This window comes from Kluyvera sp. (assembly GCF_965301105.1).
This window is the reverse complement of record NZ_CBDKZX010000008.1, coordinates 97,830-113,626: the sequence shown is the minus strand read 5'-3', so window position 1 is coordinate 113,626 and position 15,797 is coordinate 97,830. Positions and strand designations below refer to the sequence as shown.

At 53.1% G+C, this 15,797-nt stretch carries 20 protein-coding genes; 19 read left to right on the top strand and 1 reads right to left on the bottom strand.

The window, feature by feature from the left end:
- Window positions 1-5: 5 nt before the first annotated feature.
- The 13 genes from ACW14G_RS05760 to ACW14G_RS05700 all read left to right on the top strand — a co-directional run bounded on the left by ACW14G_RS05760 (window position 6) and on the right by ACW14G_RS05700 (window position 9,031).
- A complete protein-coding gene (locus ACW14G_RS05760; RefSeq protein WP_271458680.1) occupies window positions 6-338 on the top strand; it encodes a head decoration protein in 333 nt (110 codons plus the stop codon).
- A gap of 67 nt (window positions 339-405) precedes the next feature.
- Entirely contained in the window at window positions 406-1,431 is a 1,026-nt protein-coding gene (locus ACW14G_RS05755; protein WP_061279043.1) for a major capsid protein, read from the top strand.
- A 44-nt stretch (window positions 1,432-1,475) separates the two neighbouring features.
- Entirely contained in the window at window positions 1,476-1,880 is a 405-nt protein-coding gene (gene gpFI, locus ACW14G_RS05750; protein WP_271458681.1) for a DNA-packaging protein FI, read from the top strand.
- 11 nt (window positions 1,881-1,891) lie between these two features.
- Window positions 1,892-2,245 carry a head-tail joining protein gene (locus tag ACW14G_RS05745; RefSeq protein WP_455648519.1) on the top strand — a complete coding sequence of 118 codons (354 nt, stop codon included), beginning with the start codon at window positions 1,892-1,894 and terminating at the stop codon, window positions 2,243-2,245.
- A 9-nt stretch (window positions 2,246-2,254) separates the two neighbouring features.
- A complete protein-coding gene (locus tag ACW14G_RS05740; protein ID WP_455648541.1) occupies window positions 2,255-2,809 on the top strand; it encodes a phage tail protein in 555 nt (184 codons plus the stop codon).
- Window positions 2,806-3,204, top strand: a complete 399-nt coding sequence (locus tag ACW14G_RS05735; RefSeq protein WP_455648518.1) for a phage minor tail U family protein — start codon at window positions 2,806-2,808, stop codon at window positions 3,202-3,204. The genes ACW14G_RS05740 and ACW14G_RS05735 overlap by 4 nt, the downstream gene beginning before the upstream one ends.
- Window positions 3,205-3,211: 7 nt before the next feature.
- Window positions 3,212-3,949 carry a phage tail tube protein gene (locus tag ACW14G_RS05730; RefSeq protein WP_455648517.1) on the top strand — a complete coding sequence of 246 codons (738 nt, stop codon included), beginning with the start codon at window positions 3,212-3,214 and terminating at the stop codon, window positions 3,947-3,949.
- A gap of 36 nt (window positions 3,950-3,985) precedes the next feature.
- Complete coding sequence (gene gpG, locus ACW14G_RS05725) at window positions 3,986-4,393, top strand: phage tail assembly chaperone G (RefSeq protein ID WP_455648516.1); 408 nt, start codon at window positions 3,986-3,988, stop codon at window positions 4,391-4,393.
- Window positions 4,394-4,443: 50 nt separating this feature from the next.
- A complete protein-coding gene (locus ACW14G_RS05720; protein ID WP_455648515.1) occupies window positions 4,444-4,722 on the top strand; it encodes a phage tail assembly protein T in 279 nt (92 codons plus the stop codon).
- Window positions 4,700-7,216 (top strand): phage tail tape measure protein, encoded by a 2,517-nt coding sequence (locus ACW14G_RS05715; RefSeq protein ID WP_455648514.1) that lies wholly within the window; start codon window positions 4,700-4,702, stop codon window positions 7,214-7,216. The genes ACW14G_RS05720 and ACW14G_RS05715 overlap by 23 nt, the downstream gene beginning before the upstream one ends.
- Window positions 7,217-7,219: 3 nt before the next feature.
- The gene (locus ACW14G_RS05710; protein WP_455648513.1) at window positions 7,220-7,567 is read left to right on the top strand and encodes a phage tail protein; all 348 of its coding nucleotides are present in this window, start codon (window positions 7,220-7,222) and stop codon (window positions 7,565-7,567) included.
- Window positions 7,564-8,319 (top strand): phage minor tail protein L, encoded by a 756-nt coding sequence (locus tag ACW14G_RS05705; RefSeq protein ID WP_455648512.1) that lies wholly within the window; start codon window positions 7,564-7,566, stop codon window positions 8,317-8,319. Before ACW14G_RS05710 ends, ACW14G_RS05705 begins: the two co-directional genes overlap by 4 nt.
- Window position 8,320: 1 nt before the next feature.
- Window positions 8,321-9,031 (top strand): C40 family peptidase, encoded by a 711-nt coding sequence (locus ACW14G_RS05700; RefSeq protein ID WP_455648511.1) that lies wholly within the window; start codon window positions 8,321-8,323, stop codon window positions 9,029-9,031.
- Between the two features lie 135 nt (window positions 9,032-9,166).
- On the opposite strand, the gene ACW14G_RS05695 is transcribed toward ACW14G_RS05700, so the two are convergent.
- Complete coding sequence (locus ACW14G_RS05695) at window positions 9,167-9,598, bottom strand: Arc family DNA-binding protein (protein WP_447863529.1); 432 nt, start codon at window positions 9,596-9,598, stop codon at window positions 9,167-9,169.
- A 124-nt stretch (window positions 9,599-9,722) separates the two neighbouring features.
- On the opposite strand from ACW14G_RS05695, the gene ACW14G_RS05690 reads away from it, so the two are divergent.
- The 6 genes from ACW14G_RS05690 to ACW14G_RS05665 all read left to right on the top strand — a co-directional run bounded on the left by ACW14G_RS05690 (window position 9,723) and on the right by ACW14G_RS05665 (window position 15,795).
- Window positions 9,723-9,890, top strand: coding sequence for an Arc family DNA-binding protein (locus ACW14G_RS05690; protein ID WP_200004905.1), 168 nt, complete (start codon window positions 9,723-9,725; stop codon window positions 9,888-9,890).
- A 72-nt stretch (window positions 9,891-9,962) separates the two neighbouring features.
- A complete protein-coding gene (locus ACW14G_RS05685; protein WP_455648510.1) occupies window positions 9,963-10,544 on the top strand; it encodes a BRO-N domain-containing protein in 582 nt (193 codons plus the stop codon).
- A gap of 77 nt (window positions 10,545-10,621) precedes the next feature.
- Window positions 10,622-11,365, top strand: coding sequence for a hypothetical protein (locus tag ACW14G_RS05680; protein WP_455648509.1), 744 nt, complete (start codon window positions 10,622-10,624; stop codon window positions 11,363-11,365).
- 109 nt (window positions 11,366-11,474) lie between these two features.
- The gene (locus ACW14G_RS05675) at window positions 11,475-11,888 is read left to right on the top strand and encodes a hypothetical protein (RefSeq protein ID WP_455648508.1); all 414 of its coding nucleotides are present in this window, start codon (window positions 11,475-11,477) and stop codon (window positions 11,886-11,888) included.
- 60 nt (window positions 11,889-11,948) lie between these two features.
- Window positions 11,949-12,518, top strand: a complete 570-nt coding sequence (locus ACW14G_RS05670) for a tail assembly protein (RefSeq protein ID WP_455648540.1) — start codon at window positions 11,949-11,951, stop codon at window positions 12,516-12,518.
- 58 nt (window positions 12,519-12,576) lie between these two features.
- Complete coding sequence (locus ACW14G_RS05665; protein WP_455648507.1) at window positions 12,577-15,795, top strand: host specificity protein J; 3,219 nt, start codon at window positions 12,577-12,579, stop codon at window positions 15,793-15,795.
- Window positions 15,796-15,797 lie beyond the last annotated feature (2 nt).

Below are 15,797 nucleotides of genomic sequence, written 5' to 3'. Positions count from 1 at the left end.
TCAACATGTCTAACACTGAACAATTTACACACATCCAGCCCCTCGGGAATAGTGATCCGGCGCATACCGGGTATGCCCCTGGCGAACTGACGGCGGCAACACCGGCGATGACGCCACTGATGCTGGATGCCACCTCCGGCAAACTGACGGTCTGGGATGGTCAGCATGCGGGCGCGGCCTGTGGCGTGCTGGCAGTTTCTGCCGACCAGAGCACCGCCGAACTGGCGTTCTATAAGTCCGGCTCATTCCGCATTGAAGATGTGCTCTGGCCGGATGCGGTGACGGATGAACATATCAAGCGCAATGCATTTACGGGCACAGCTATCAGCATCGTCTGACACCTTTCTGAACTGCAACCATCATCCATAGAAGCCGCCATCGCGGCTTTTTTTACGGGAAAAATCTATGTCAATTTACACTACAGCCCAACTTCTGGCGGTCAATGAGAAGAAATTCAAGTTTGACCCGCTTTTCCTGCGCATCTTCTTCCGTGAAAGCTACCCCTTCAGCACTGAGAAGGTTTATCTGTCGCAGATCCCGGGCATGGTCAACATGGCGCTGTACGTTTCACCTGTTGTTTCCGGCAAGGTCATCCGTTCCCGCGGCGGTGCAACGTCTGAGTTTACGCCGGGTTACGTCAAGCCGAAGCATGAAGTAAACCCGCAGATGACGCTGCGTCGCCTGCCAGATGAAGATCCGCAAAACCTGGCTGACCCGGCTTACCGTCGCCGTCGCATTATCCTGCAGAACATGAAGGATGAAGAACTGGCAATTGCCCAGGTGGAGGAGAAGCAGGCCGTTGCTGCCGTCCTTAACGGTAAATACACCATGACCGGCGAAGCGTTTGAACCGGTTGAGGTGGATATGGGGCGCAGTACCGGAAACAACATCATTCAGGCTGGCGCCGCGGCCTGGAGCGGTCGCGACAAAGAAACCTATGACCCGACAGACGATATCGAAGCCTACGCGTTGAACGCCAGCGGTGTGGTCAATATCATCGTCTTTGATCCGAAAGGCTGGGCATTGTTCCGTTCGTTCAAGGCGGTAAAAGAGAAGCTCGACACCCGTCGTGGCTCTAACTCTGAACTGGAAACGGCGCTGAAGGATCTGGGCGAAGCCGTCTCCTATAAGGGGATGTATGGCGATGTGGCCATTGTCGTCTACTCCGGGCAGTACATTGAAGACGACACTAAAAAGAACTACCTGCCGGATTTGAGCATGGTGCTGGGTAATACCCAGGCGCGCGGGCTGCGCACTTACGGCTGCATTCAGGATGTGGATGCCCAGCGTGAAGGTATTAATGCCTCCGCGCGTTACCCGAAAAACTGGGTGCAGACCGGTGACCCGGCGCGTGAGTTCACCATGATCCAGTCCGCACCGCTGATGCTGCTGGCCGATCCGGATGCGTTTGTGTCAGTCAAACTCGCCTGATTTCATTCTGTGGCCCTTCGGGGCCCTGTTTCGGAGCTGTTCTCATGACAGAAAAAGAAAAGTTGATCGCCCGCCTTAATGAGCTTGGCGTGCAGCTCGGCCGGGAAGTGAATACCGGCGGCACCATTCAGGAGCTCTCAATGCGCATTGCGGAGCTGGAGGAAGAACTGGATGGCGGCACGGATACCGATGGCGTTGAAAATGGTGGCGTGAGTGACGGAGCGACATCACCCGGCACCGTAGAACCTGTGGCGCCAGCGAATACTGTGTTAACCAGCAGTACTGATGACGCGCTGGTGGCCGTCGAAACGCTGGCCACGCTGCACATTGAGGCACTGCACGCGACACGCGATGAACCGGTCTCTATTGTGGAGGCGGGAACGGTGATCCGCGTGACAGAAACGGATGCGGACAGCCTGGTTGCGCTCGGACTGGTCCGCCAACACTGACAGGGGGCTGTGTGGCTGATTTCGATAACCTTTTTGATGCTGCAATCACACAGGCCGATGACACTATTCGGCAGGTTATGGGGACTTCGGCAACGGTAACGTCCGGCGCGATTTCTGGCGTCACGTTGAGTGGCGTTTTCGATGATCCGGAAAATATCGGTTACGCCACACCCGGTGTCCGTGTCGAGGGGACCAGCCCGTCGCTGTTTGTGAAATCAGCAGTGATTGAGCAGTTGGCGCGGCTGGACACGCTGGATATTAACGGCAAGCCGTTCTGGGTTGAACGTATTGGCCCGGATGATTGCGGATCCTGCCTTATCTGGTTAGGGACGGGTTCTCCTCCCGCATCAACCCGTCGCCGTTAAGGACACATGATGTCGATAAAAGGGCTTGAACAGGCTATGGCGAACCTGAACAGCATCAGCACCACGGCGGTTCCTCGCGCTTCGGCGCAGGCGGTCAACCGTGTGGCCATCCGGGCGGTTAGCCGAAGCGTTGCGGTGGTGTCGAAAGAAACCCGGGTTCCCCGAAAACTGGTGAAGCAACGCGCCAGGATAAAGCGTGCCACGACGAAAAAGCCAAGAGCGCTCATCCGGGTTAACCGGGGCAATCTGCCGGCGATAAAACTGGGAACCGCCAGCGTGCGATTATCACGCCGAAAACGGGATAAAAAAGGGGCCAATAGCGTATTGCGAATTGGCCCTTTTCGTTTCCCGGGTGGCTTTATTCAGCAACTGAAGAATGGTCGCTGGCACGTCATGCGGCGGACATCCAAACCCCGCTACCCGATAGAGGTGGTCAGCATTCCACTGGCTGCTCCCCTGACGACCGCATTTAAAGATGAGCTGCCAAAGCTCATTGAATCGGATATGCCCAAAGAACTGCGGGCATCCCTTAAAAACCAACTCAGGCTGATTCTGAAACAATGAAACACAGTGATATCCGAAGGGCCATCATCCATGCGCTGGAGAGCAGCATTGGTGAGGAGGCTCTCTACTTTGACGGGCGTCCGGCAGTACTCGAGGAGGGCGACTTTCCGGCTCTCGCTATCTATCTGACGGATGCCGAATATACCGGTGAAGAGCTCGATGCGGATACCTGGCAGGCTACGCTGCATGTCGAAATCTTTTTACCGGCGCAGGTGCCGGATTCAGATCTGGATAACTGGATGGAGTCCCGAATTTATCCGGTGCTGAGCGATGTGCCAGGGCTTGTCGGGCTTATCACCAACATCGTGCAGCAGGGTTATGACTACCAGCGCGATGATGATCTTGGGCTGTGGAGTTCGGCTGATTTGAAATATTCCATTACTTACGAAATGTGAGGACGTAATGACTACACCAAACCCACTGGCGCCGGTAAAGGGTGCCACCACCACGCTCTGGATTTATTCCGGAACGGGTAACCCGTTTGCCAACCCGGTATCGGATACCGACTGGACGCGCCTGGCGAAGATTAAAGACCTGCAGCCTGGCGAACTGACCGCCGAATCAAACGACGATACTTATCTTGACGATGAAGACGCCGACTGGACGGCTACCGCACAGGGCCAGAAATCGGCGGGTGAGGCCAGTTTTACGCTGGCCTGGAAACCGGCGGAAAGCGGTCAGCAGGATCTGGTTCGCTGGTTCGACGACGGTACCGTGCTGGCATATAAAATCAAATACCCGAATGGTGCTGTTGATGTGTTCCGCGGCTGGGTAAGTAGCCTCGGCAAAACGGTCACGGCAAAAGACACCATCACTCGCTCGGTCAAAATCAGCAACAACGGTAAGCCGGGACTGGCTGAAGAAAGCGCAGCGGCGGTGATTGATGTCACCGGTGTAACTCTGGATAAATCCACCGCCACCGTTGCTGTTGCGGCGACCACTACGTTGCATGTCACCGTGGCGCCAGCCAGCGCCAGCGATAAATCATTCCGCGCCACCACAACGGATGCCGGGATCGTGACGGTGTCGGTGGCCGATACGGTGTTGACGGTTACCGGCATAGCAGCCGGTTCGGCTGACATTATTGTGATGACCAACGACGGGCTGTTTGTTGCGACTTGCAGCGTCACCGTTTCCTGATAACCGGGGCTTTGGCCCCGCTTCCTAGAGTACCCCATGTTTTTAAAAACAGAACCGTTCGAGCGCAACGGTGTGACCGTCACACTCTATGAACTGTCGGCGTTGCAGCGTATTGAGCATCTTGAACACCTGAAAACGCTGGAAACAGTCACTGATGCAGACATGCAGGCTGCGTTGAATATGACGATTACCTCCGGCGCGCTGCTGGTGGCCATGTCGCTTTGGCATGCGCATCCCCTGAAAGGAACGCACAACACGCAGAAGGAAGATGTTGAGCGGATCCAGAAGGAAGTATTGATGACCTGGCCGCTGGAGTTTATTGCCGAAGCGGAGTACAGCGTGAAACTGCTGTCCGGCATGGTGCCGCAACCGGAAGCCAATCCATCACAGGATGATGCGGTAACCGAGCCGGTCAGTCTGGAAAAGCCCTCGCCAGTGAGCTGACCTTCGTCCTGAAACTGGCGCGTGAATTTCGCCGGCCGGACTGGCGCGCCATGCTTGCTGGTATGTCGTCAACGGAATACGCCGACTGGCGAACGTTCTACCAGGACAACTTTTTCAATGATGCACAGCTGGACGCACATTTTTCCTCCCTGCTGTACACCGTCATCACCGCATTTGACCCCAAAACTACATCTACCCCTGCCAGCTTCAGCCTGCTGTCACCTTCAGCGGAGGATATTACCGACGATGAACCGGGTGATGCCATGCTGATGGCGAAGGCCGAGGGCATTTCAGGAGGCGTTCGCTATGGCCCAGACGGCAGTGGGTGACCTGGTCGTTAACCTTGACGTTAACTCGTCAAAGTTCAATGAACAGATGGAATACGTTAAACGGCAGTTTAAGCAGACCGGAGACGCAGCGAATGATGCCGCGCTGAAGGTTCAGCAGTCCTTCACGCGCCAGGAGAGCGCCGCGAAAAAGGCCGGTATTTCGATCGGCCAGTACAATGCTGCGATGCGCATGCTGCCGGCACAGTTCACGGATATTGCGACTCAGCTGGCGGGCGGGCAAAGTCCCTGGCTTATTCTGCTGCAGCAGGGCGGACAGGTGAAAGATTCCTTCGGCGGTATCATTCCGACATTCCGCGCGCTGCTGGGCTCAATATCACCTGTGATGGTCGGTATCGGAGCGCTGGCAACGGCTACCGGCGCGGTAGTTTATGCCTGGTTTCAGGGCTCGGCCACACTCTCCGATTTCAATAAAACGCTGGTCTTGTCCGGAAATACTGCCGGACTGACCTCCAACCGTATGCTGGTGCTGGCGAAATCCGGCGAGCAGGCTGGGCTGACGTTTAACCAGACCAGCAGCGCACTCACCGAACTGGTAAACGCCGGCGTGCGTACCGGTGCCCGGTTCGATGACATGAGCCAGGCGGTCGCGAAATTTACCGAGGCGTCGGGTGTGCCTGTCGATAAGGTGGCTGCCGCGTTCGGGAAACTGACGAACGATCCGACCTCTGGTCTGATTGCCATGGCGCAGCAGTTCCACAACGTCACGGCAGAGCAGATTGCCTATGTGGCCCAGTTACAACGCTCGGGGGATGAGGCCGGAGCGCTGCAGGCGGCGAACGATGCGGCGACGAATGGTTTCCGCGAGCAGACCAAAAGTCTCCGCGACAATATGGGCTCGATCGAATCTGCTGCCGACAGCCTTAAGCGCGCATTTAAATCGATGTGGGATGCGGCGCTGGATATCGGGCGCCCTGACACCACCCAGGAGATAGTTGCCAAAGCCGAAGCTGCATTTAAGCGGGCGGATGAGGTCTGGAATCTCCGCAAAGGCGACCGCTATGTGAATGACGATGCGCGCGCCAGCTACTGGAACGATCGCGAATCGGCGCGGCTGGCGTTGGAGATGGCACAGCAGCAGGCCAGTGTCGCGAAAGCCACCGAGGACAATGCCGCACGCGAGGCAGTGATTGAATCTGATCGCCAGAAATATGCCGCGCAGGCTCAGTCAAATTATGCGAAGACACAAAGCGCACTGGAGAAATACACCGCGCGCCAGAATGAGCTGAACAAGGCGTTGAAGGAAGGGCGGATCCTTCAGGCGGACTACAACATCAACCTTGAAGCCGCCAAAAAGGAATACGACGACTCACTGAAGAAGCCTAAAAAGCCGTCAGCAGTGAAAACGCCGGCAGGTGTGAAAAGTGTCGATACAGCCAGCGCGCAGACTCTGGAACTTGAAGCGCAATTACGCACGCTTCAGGAGCATAAGAGCATCACGGATACCATCAGCCAGCAGCGGCAGGAGCTGTGGAAACAGCAATCCCGCTTTTCTGTACTGGAAGAGGCCGCTAAAAAGCGTGCGCTGACCACTGATGAAAAGTCGGTGCTGGCGAACAAAGATGAGGTGCTGGCGCGGGCGGAGGTGAATGCCCGGCTTGGCGATCAGATTGTTGCCCAGGAACGGTTGAACCGCCTGCAGGATAGCTCGCAGAAATACGTTACCCAGATTGGTGAGAAAACCAGGGCGCTGGTGGCCGGCGGCAGCATGAGCAGCCGCGGTGCGCAGCGGCAGAATGAAGAGGCACAACTGCGGCAGGGCTGGATGAATGCTGGTGGCACGGATGCGGATCAGGGCTATCAGAATGAGCTGGCAGCGCTCAGGGAGTACTACGCCGCACAGGATGAGTTGCGGGACGACTGGAAAGCCGGGGCGAAATCAGCCTGGGCGGATTACGCTGATTCGGCGGCTGATGCCTATGGTTCAATGAAGTCTGCCGCTTCCGCTACGTTCGACGGTATCAGCCAGAACATGGCTGACATGCTGACAACAGGAAAGGCGAACTGGGCAGACTTTACCCGTTCCACGCTGTCAATGCTGACGCAAATCCTGATGAAACAGGCCATGGTGGGTCTTGTTAACTCGGCAACCTCGGCACTGGGGTTTGCGGGGGGCGGCTATACCGGATCCGGCGGCAAGTATGAGCCTGCTGGTGTTGTTCACCGTGGGGAGTTTGTCTTCACCCAGGAGGCTACCAACCGGATCGGTGTTGGCAATCTTTATCGCATGATGCGCGGTTATGCGACTGGAGGCCTGGTAGGGGGAAGCGGTGGTGGGATTGCTTCTCCGTTCGGCGTCAGCGTATATGCACCTGTTTCCGTGACAACGGGCCAGAGTGAATCCGGTCAGCAGAAGGGGAGCGGTGACGCACTGGGCAAAGCCTATCAGCAGGTGATCGACAGCTCTGTCCGGGCGGGAATCGCGAAGGCAATACAACCAGGCGGTATGATCTGGAATGCCAATAAACAGAGGTAACCAATGGCGATTGAACATTTTGGCTGGCGCATTAAGGCATCCAGCCAGCCAACACTGAAAAGCAAAGATGTGGTGCGCTCGGCACAGTTCGGCGATGGTTATAAACAGGTATCTGGTTCCGGTCTGAACGATGAAACGCTTAGCTATGAATTTTCTTTTAGTGGCGATCCGCAAACTGTCCGGGATATCCATACTTTCCTGCGGCGCCACAAAACGAAGTCCTTTTCGTTCACTCCGCCTGGCGGTGAGCTCACCCTCTGGCGGGTAGAGGCTGACAGCCTGCAGCGCGTTACCAAAAGTAAAACGGTGGAAACCGTATCGGCCACGTTTGAACAGGCGTTTGCACCATGAGCTTAAACAGTGATTATCAGAAACTCGAGCCGGGTAATGTCATCCGGCTTTTTGATGTCGACGGTACCGCTTTTGGTGTTGCCGACGTTCTACGCTTCCATGCGCATAATATTGCTCATACGCCGGACGAAATCACCGCCGCCGGCGGGGATGAGGACAAGCTACCTGCAAAATCTATCTGGTGGCAGGGGCAGGAATATAAACCCTGGCCCTGTGAGATAGAAGGGATAGAAACGGCTACCGATGGTACGAGCGCTCAGCCAACATTGTCGGTCGCGAACCTGGATAGCTCCATCACCGCGCTGTGTCTTGCGTATGACGATTTACTGCAGGCGAAAGTCACTATTCACGATACGCTGGCGCAGTATCTTGATGCGGCAAATTACCCGGAGGGAAACCCGGCGGCGGATCCGCAGCAGGAAAAACTGAAGGTGTTTTACATCGACGCCAAGGACAGTGAAACCAATGAGGTCGTGGCTTTCAAACTCTCCAGCCCGATGGACCTTCAGGGGCTGATGATCCCGACCCGGCAGCTTCATTCGCTTTGCACCTGGTGCATCCGCAATAAGTACCGATCCGGCGACGGCTGCGATTACGCCGGCGCGCGCTATTTCGATAAGCACAACAACCCGGTTGATGATCCCTCACTGGATGAATGCAATGGAACGCTGACGGCCTGTAAGCTCCGGTTCGGTGAAGATAACGAACTATCACATGGCGGATTCGTTGGAACATCACTAATCAGGAGCTGATATGCGTCAGAAAATTATCGACGCCATCATGGCGCATGCTGCCGCTGAGTACCCGCGTGAGTGCTGCGGCGTCGTGGCGCAAAAAAGCCGGGTTCAGCGCTATTTCCCATGCCGCAATCTTGCCGCGGCGCCAGAGGAAAATTTCCACCTGTCGCCGGAGGATTACGCAGCTGCCGAGGATTGGGGGACGGTGATAGCCATCGTTCACAGCCACCCGGACGCCACGACACAACCGAGCGAACTGGATAAGGCCCAGTGTGACGCGACGCTGTTACCCTGGCACATCGCCAGCTGGCCGGAAGGTGATATCCGTACCATTCAGCCGCGCGGGGAGTTACCGCTGCTGGAACGTCCGTTTGTGCTCGGGCATTTCGATTGCTGGGGGCTGGTGATGAGCTATTTCCGGCAGACCCACGGCATCGAGCTGCATGATTACCGTGTTGATTACCCCTGGTGGGAAAACAACTATCCGGAAAACTTTTACCGTGATTGCTGGTATGAGTGTGGGTTCCGGGAATTTACCGGGCCGCCGCGCGCCGGCGACATGGTGATCATGCAGGTTCAGGCCGATAAGTGGAATCACGCGGGAATACTGCTTGAGGGCAATATGCTCCTGCACCACTTATATGGGCATCTGAGCCAGCGTGTTCCGTATGGCGGCTATTGGCAGGAACGGACAATGAAGGTTCTGCGTTTTAAGGATTTTGTTTAAGCCCACTTAGGTGGGCTTTTTTGACCACAAAACGTCGGCCTTTTCATTCGTAATGAACAGTTAAATTGTGCAGTATGGGCCTATCGCGAAAAAGCAATTTTGTTCTTTTATAATTAGGCGGTCTTTTTGTTTGGATCATTCGGGAATAATTATGACAAACCCATCTGCATCCCAAACATCCCTTGGTACCTGATACCCTAACTCTTCCAAGCGATTGAATGTCGGTTGGAAAACAGATAAGAAATCATCGTCGTTTAGACCTTCAAGATCTAAATCGTGGAGTTCAACGCTGAAGCGGGAGTGGCCCAGTTTTAGTTTTTTACTTATCTCAGCAAATGTTCTTTTGAAAATAATTCTCGAAAGTTCTTCCTTGGCTTTTCGTATGATGGCAATAGCCTCTTTAGCTGAAATTTGTTTATCAGCCGGGATTTCGCTTACAAAACTAGCTTCCAATCTTTGAACAATTTCCGCATTCATTGAACGTGCATTGTTTTTAGCTGTTTCTTCAATTTTTTCTTTTAATTCAATTGGTAATCTAATTCTTAACTGAGGATCTTCTCTGCTCATGCTGTCCGCCTAATTCAAAAAATTCACAATATGTAAATTATGCCCCACGGTGGGGTTGACAGCAATGGCGCACGGTGTGACACTTATCTTGCGGCCTCACGGTGGGGCATTTAGTGGAGGGGTTATGGAAAAAGCAAAAGACATGTATCAGCGAAAAGTTCGCTTCCCTGAGGATGTGCGAAAGGCTATCGAACAAAACGGTGAAGAAGAGTGCCGCCAGTTCAATACAGAGCTGATCTATCAGTTGAGAAAGGTTTATGGGCTGAGTGGTGAGAAAAGTGCTCAAGCATAAAAACGACGAAGCCCCAGCTACTTGCGATAGCCAGGGCCTCTTATCGAACAATCCTGCGTAGGAAATATCGACATGAACAGTGTAACGAAAACAGAGCTGAAGTTCCATGATGTATCTATTCAGAGCATTTCTGATGTAGATGGCATTTGGCTTACCGCGAATCAAATTGGGTTTGCATTACAGTACGCAGATGATAAGGCTGTGCAGCGTATCTACTCCAGACATGCCGATGAATTTACAGAAAGGATGTCGAGGGTGGTCAAGTTGACCACCCCTAGTGGTCTTCAGGAAACTCGCGTTTTTTCGCTACGTGGCGCACATATGGTTGCCATGTTTGCAAGAACTCCAGTTGCTAAAGAATTCAGGCGTTGGGTGTTAGACATCCTAGATCGTGAAGTGTCGATCAATATCCCAACAACGAAAAAGGCTAGTGAACGAGAAATTCATGCACACAATGTGAATGCCATGTTTGGGTATTTCGAGATTATGTGTGAAGCATGGTTTAGCCAGATAGAACCGGCATTGAAGGCGGTTGAGTCACCACTCGCAGGTCGACTTCATGATCGCTTTAATGATGGCGCCGCGTTTATGCACATGATTAAGACACATGCTGAACTTCAGCTTCAGGAGGGTGAAAGACCGAGAATCTATTGAATTTGCTATGTAGCAAATAGAAAAGCCGATAGTTCGAGCTATCGGCTATCCATAAATCTGTCATAAGGGTCCAACCAATGACTTCATTAAATTTAGCATCAAAGGGTAGCGTTGTCACCGAGAAAACCATTGACAGTCAGTATCTGCTGGAGATGGTGAATGCCGCGCGAAAGCAGTGCGGTGAGCCAGCTGTCCGAAACAACAAGTTTATTGAAAAAGTTGTCGATGAGCTTGATGGGGAGACCTACACAAAAAGTGTAGGTCGTAAAAACGGTCAAGACATTGAAGTAATTACAATGTCCATCAAGCAAGCGCTCCGCGTGGCTGCTCGTGAGTCGAAAGCTGTTCGGCGTTCTCTGGTTGATAAGCTGGAAGATATGCAGGTATTACCTGCGATGCCAAAAAGCAACACAGGTATCACTGAGTACCGATTGGCTAAGGCTGAACAGTTGAAGGCCCAGGCATTAGAGAAGAATATCGCGAGCGCGCGGGAAATCATTAGTCTGCTTCCTCGACTGGATCCGATGGCGCATCAGGTGCTCACGGCATCGTTGATTAATCCTCTTATTGGTTATGACGCTATCCCGTTGCCTGTGATCGAGGAGCATTACCATACTGCGGGTGAGGTGGGGGAGATGCTGGGGGTTTCTGCCCAGAAAATTGGGCGCGTTGCTAACGCACACAAGCTGAAGACAGATGCGCACGGCAAGTTCTTTCTGGACAAGTCGGCCTACTCAAGTAAACAGGTTGAAGCGTTCCGGTACAACACTAACGGGATTGATGCGTTGCGCCACCTGATTCATGGTGCTGATGTGGCATAAATTCCAAAGCAGTTAAAATATTTTGCTATCCCAACCCGCTTAACTGCGGGTTTTGTCGTTACCGGATCCCTGCTACTCTTTTGGCAAATTGATCAAAGGTGATAGGGATATGAAAAGAGCACTAATTATAGCCTCAGTATGTATTATTGCTGGTTGTGCGACTAAGCCGGTAACAAATGAGCAAGCAAAAGATATTCCAGAAAATCAGATTATTAACAATACACTATTGGTTAAAAATGATGGGACTGGGAAGGTAATAATCAAACGCGACTCGGGCTTCATGGGTAGTGCGTGCATGACACGTGTTTATGTTGATGGAAAGGAAGTTGCTGACCTAGATACATCCCAAAAGGTAACTGTTTATCCTAAAGTTGGGGACCATATCTTTAGCGCTTGGCCTAAAGGTGTTTGCGGTGGTGGTATGAGCGAACAATCAGGTAAGGTAACAGAGGATGGCGTATTGATGTATAGGGTTGGGTATGGAACCAATGGTGACTTTGGTATTTACCCTACAGCCTTCTGACAAAATCGAATGATTTCTCAACCTCGCTTCGGCGGGGTTTTTTATTTTAGAGAGGCTAAAATGGTTGAAATAATGACGCAGATTGAACTTGGTGGAGAGCTTGGTAAAATTTTTGGAAAGACCCACTATAGGTTGATTAGTTCAGTCAAGGAGGCTGGTATTGCTCTTTCAGCTACTGTGAAAGGGTTTAAGCAATATATGATTTCCAGTAAACAACGCGGACACACTTACGCCATTTTTAAAGGTAAAAAAAATATAGGTGAAGATGATCTTGGGTACCCTGTAACAGGGGAGATTATTCGCATAGTGCCTGTAATCATTGGAAGTAAAAAGGCAGGATTATTACAGACTATCCTTGGTGCGGCCTTAGTGGTTGTAGGGGTTGTGACTCAGCAATACTACCTGGCTGCAACAGGCATTTCTTTGTCTGTTGGCGGTATTGTTCAAATGTTATCCCCGCAAACAACCGGATTAGCAAGCAAACAAAGTGCAGATAATCAGGCTTCTTATGCCTTTGGTGGCGTTACTAACACCGCGGCTCAGGGGTATCCCGTGCCACTAGGATACGGTAAGCGCCGGATCGGTGGTGCAATTATTTCTGCAGGTATTTACGTCGAAGATCAGCAATAAGTGTCTTTTATCTCCCTCTTACTTGACCACCTAACGGTGGTTTTTTTATGGGCGCAATATGGACAAAAAGAAAAGCGTTAAAGGCCGTAAAGGTGGCAGCTCAAGTTCACGCACGCCGACAGAGCAGCCTGATGATCTCCAGTCTGTTGCAAAAGCGAAACTCCTTATTGCCTTGGGTGAGGGGGAGTTTGCTGGTGGGTTAACGGCTAAAGACATTTATCTGGATGGGACTGCGCTGGAGAATGCGGATGGTTCATCGAATTTCAGTGGGGTGGCGTGGGAATTCCGCTCTGGCACCCAGGCGCAACAATATATTCAGGGTATTCCCGGTACCGAAAATGAAGTCAGTCTGGGTACCGAAATATCCAGCGCTACCGCTTGGACTCGAACTTTCACCAACACACTACTGTCCGCCGTTCGGCTGCGAATCAAATGGCCTTCGATTTACAAGCAGCAGGACAATGGGGACCTGGTGGGCTACACCATCAATTACGCCATCGACCTGCAGACTGATGGCGGTGCGTTTCAGACCGTAATAAGTACAAGTGTCACAGGTAAAACCACGTCAGGATATGAGCGCAGCCACCGCATCAATCTACCACAGGCGGGCAGCACCTGGACTCTGCGTCTTCGTAAAACGACGGCAGACGCGAACAGCGCTAAGGTGGGGGACACAATGACTTTGCAGAGCTACACGGAAGTGATCGACGCAAAGCTGCGTTATCCGAACACCGCGCTACTCTATATTGAATTTGACTCCAGCCAGTTCAACGGCTCTATTCCGCAAATCTCCTGTGAACCGAAAATGCGGGTGATCCGCGTGCCGGATAACTACGATCCAGAAACCAGGAGCTATCTCGGTACATGGACCGGGGCGCTTAAGTGGGCCTGGACTGATAACCCCGCGTGGGTGTTTTACGATCTGGTGCTGAGCGACCGTTTCGGGCTGGGTAATCGCCTGACGGCTGCCAACATTGATAAATGGTCACTCTATGAAGTGGCGCAGTATTGCGATCAGATGGTGCCCGATGGAAAAGGCGGCAGCGGGACAGAGCCACGCTATACCTGCAATGTGTATGTGCAGGACCGGAACGACGCTTACACCGTACTGCGCGATTTTGCCGCTATCTTCCGGGGGATGACCTACTGGGGCGGTGATCAGATTGTGGCGCTGGCCGACATGCCGCGCGACATTGATTTCTCCTACACGCGCGCAAACGTCATCGACGGCTTGTTTACTTACGCCAGCAGTACTACCAAAACGCGCTACACCACAGCGTTGGTTTCGTGGTCCGATCCGGATAATGCGTATGCTGATGCGATGGAGCCTGTGTTTGAGCAGCAGCTTGTTGCACGCTACGGTTTCAACCAGCTGGAAATGACCGCGATCGGCTGCACCCGGCAGTCAGAAGCCAACCGCAAGGGGCGCTGGGGCATTCTCACCAATAACAAAGACAGGGTAGTGACGTTCTCTGTCGGATTGGACGGCAATATTCCGCAGCCGGGTTACATTATCGCGGTGGCGGATGAGCTGCTCTCCGGGAAGGTCACCGGCGGTCGTATTCGCGCAGTGAATGGCCGGGTTATCGAGCTGGACCGTGTGGCTGATGCAGTCGCCGGCGATCGTCTGATACTCAACCTGCCATCCGGCGCGGCGCAAAGCAGGACGATTCAGGCGGTAAACGGTAACAAGATCACCGTTACAACGGCTTACAGTGAGACGCCGGAGCCGGAATGTGTGTGGGTTGTTGAGTCGGATGTGTTGTACGCCCAGCAGTACCGAGTGGTCAGCGTCGCCGACAATAACGACGGCACGTTTACGATCTCCGGCGCGGCTCACGACCCGGATAAATACGCCAGAATCGACACTGGCGCTATCATCGACCAGCGGCCCGTCAGTGTGATACCGCCTGGCAATCAGTCAGCGCCCGGAGATATCGCCATTGATAGCTATTCCGTGGTGCAGCAGGGGCTCAGCGTCGAAACCATGCGCGCTACCTGGTCGGCAGTCGACAATGCGATTGCCTATGAGGCGCAGTGGCGGCGCAACGATGGGAACTGGGTAAACGTGCCGCGGAGTTCAACAACCAGCTTTGAGGTGGAATCGATCTACGCAGGCCGCTATCTGGTTCGCGTCCGCGCAATCAATGCTGCGGAGATTTCATCCGGCTGGGGATACTCGGAAGAGGCAACGCTGACCGGGAAAGTAGGTAATCCGCCGAAGCCGGTTGGATTTGTGGCCACAGGTATTAACTGGGGTATCCGTCTGAACTGGGGATTCCCGGCGAACACCGCCGATACGCTGAAAACGGAAATTCAGTACACGCCAAACAGTGACCAGTCGGATCCGCTGCTGCTGAGCGATGTGCCTTATCCGTCATCCGAATACACCCAGCTTGGCCTGAAAGCAGGGCAGGAATTCTGGTACCGCGCGCAGCTGGTCGATAAAACCGGGAACGAGTCGGGCTGGACTGACTGGGTGCGCGGCCTGTCGAACGACAACGCTGATGATTACCTGGGCGATATTGCCGACGATTTCATGAAGGCCAAAGACGGTGACGCGCTGACGAGCCAGATTGACCAGAACATCGAGGGTATCCTGCAAAATGCGCTGGCCAATAACGCAACTATCGAACACCAGTGGGCGCAGTACGGTAGCGTTCGCGCCGATATTCTGGTGGTGAAAACGACAATCGCGAAAGTCGATGAGGCGATGTCAGAGCTTAAAACTCAGGTGCAGGCGCAAATCGACGATGTGACGGCCACGCTGGAAGATAAGCTGACGGCGACCGTCGATGCGGATGGTGCTACTGCTATTCATACCCTCAAAGCGGGCATCAGGATTAATGGCGTGTACTACAGCGCCGGGATGAGCATTGCGGTTCTGGCAGAAAACGGTAAGCCGGTTGTCACCCGTATTGGATTCAATGCGAACCAGTTTGTTCTGATGAGTGGTGAAGGGGATACTCAATATTCTCCGTTTGCAGCGATTAATGGTCAGGTATTTATCAGTAGCGCATTCATTCAGGATGGCACAATTACCAATGCAAAAATCGGCGAATATATCCAGTCAACAAACTATGTTTATGGAATGCTCGGCTGGACCATAAATAAAAACGGTTATGCAGAATTTAATAACGTTACTGTGCGTGGCGCACTCTATGCAACATCCGGCGCATTCAGCTTTAACGGTGTGAATAATACTGTTGTGCTGAATGGAAATGGTGTGACTGTAAACCTTCCAAACGGTGGCCGGATAGTTCTCGGTACATGGTAATA

Coding starts and splice junctions, on each gene's coding strand:
- ACW14G_RS05760 (WP_271458680.1), top strand. CDS start 6: ATGTCTAACACTGAACAATTTACACACATCCAGCCCCTCGGGAATAGT.
- ACW14G_RS05755 (WP_061279043.1), top strand. CDS start 406: ATGTCAATTTACACTACAGCCCAACTTCTGGCGGTCAATGAGAAGAAA.
- gpFI (WP_271458681.1), top strand. CDS start 1,476: ATGACAGAAAAAGAAAAGTTGATCGCCCGCCTTAATGAGCTTGGCGTG.
- ACW14G_RS05740 (WP_455648541.1), top strand. CDS start 2,255: ATGTCGATAAAAGGGCTTGAACAGGCTATGGCGAACCTGAACAGCATC.
- ACW14G_RS05735 (WP_455648518.1), top strand. CDS start 2,806: ATGAAACACAGTGATATCCGAAGGGCCATCATCCATGCGCTGGAGAGC.
- ACW14G_RS05730 (WP_455648517.1), top strand. CDS start 3,212: ATGACTACACCAAACCCACTGGCGCCGGTAAAGGGTGCCACCACCACG.
- gpG (WP_455648516.1), top strand. CDS start 3,986: ATGTTTTTAAAAACAGAACCGTTCGAGCGCAACGGTGTGACCGTCACA.
- ACW14G_RS05720 (WP_455648515.1), top strand. CDS start 4,444: ATGCTTGCTGGTATGTCGTCAACGGAATACGCCGACTGGCGAACGTTC.
- ACW14G_RS05715 (WP_455648514.1), top strand. CDS start 4,700: ATGGCCCAGACGGCAGTGGGTGACCTGGTCGTTAACCTTGACGTTAAC.
- ACW14G_RS05710 (WP_455648513.1), top strand. CDS start 7,220: ATGGCGATTGAACATTTTGGCTGGCGCATTAAGGCATCCAGCCAGCCA.
- ACW14G_RS05705 (WP_455648512.1), top strand. CDS start 7,564: ATGAGCTTAAACAGTGATTATCAGAAACTCGAGCCGGGTAATGTCATC.
- ACW14G_RS05700 (WP_455648511.1), top strand. CDS start 8,321: ATGCGTCAGAAAATTATCGACGCCATCATGGCGCATGCTGCCGCTGAG.
- ACW14G_RS05695 (WP_447863529.1), bottom strand. CDS start 9,598: ATGAGCAGAGAAGATCCTCAGTTAAGAATTAGATTACCAATTGAATTA.
- ACW14G_RS05690 (WP_200004905.1), top strand. CDS start 9,723: ATGGAAAAAGCAAAAGACATGTATCAGCGAAAAGTTCGCTTCCCTGAG.
- ACW14G_RS05685 (WP_455648510.1), top strand. CDS start 9,963: ATGAACAGTGTAACGAAAACAGAGCTGAAGTTCCATGATGTATCTATT.
- ACW14G_RS05680 (WP_455648509.1), top strand. CDS start 10,622: ATGACTTCATTAAATTTAGCATCAAAGGGTAGCGTTGTCACCGAGAAA.
- ACW14G_RS05675 (WP_455648508.1), top strand. CDS start 11,475: ATGAAAAGAGCACTAATTATAGCCTCAGTATGTATTATTGCTGGTTGT.
- ACW14G_RS05670 (WP_455648540.1), top strand. CDS start 11,949: ATGGTTGAAATAATGACGCAGATTGAACTTGGTGGAGAGCTTGGTAAA.
- ACW14G_RS05665 (WP_455648507.1), top strand. CDS start 12,577: ATGGACAAAAAGAAAAGCGTTAAAGGCCGTAAAGGTGGCAGCTCAAGT.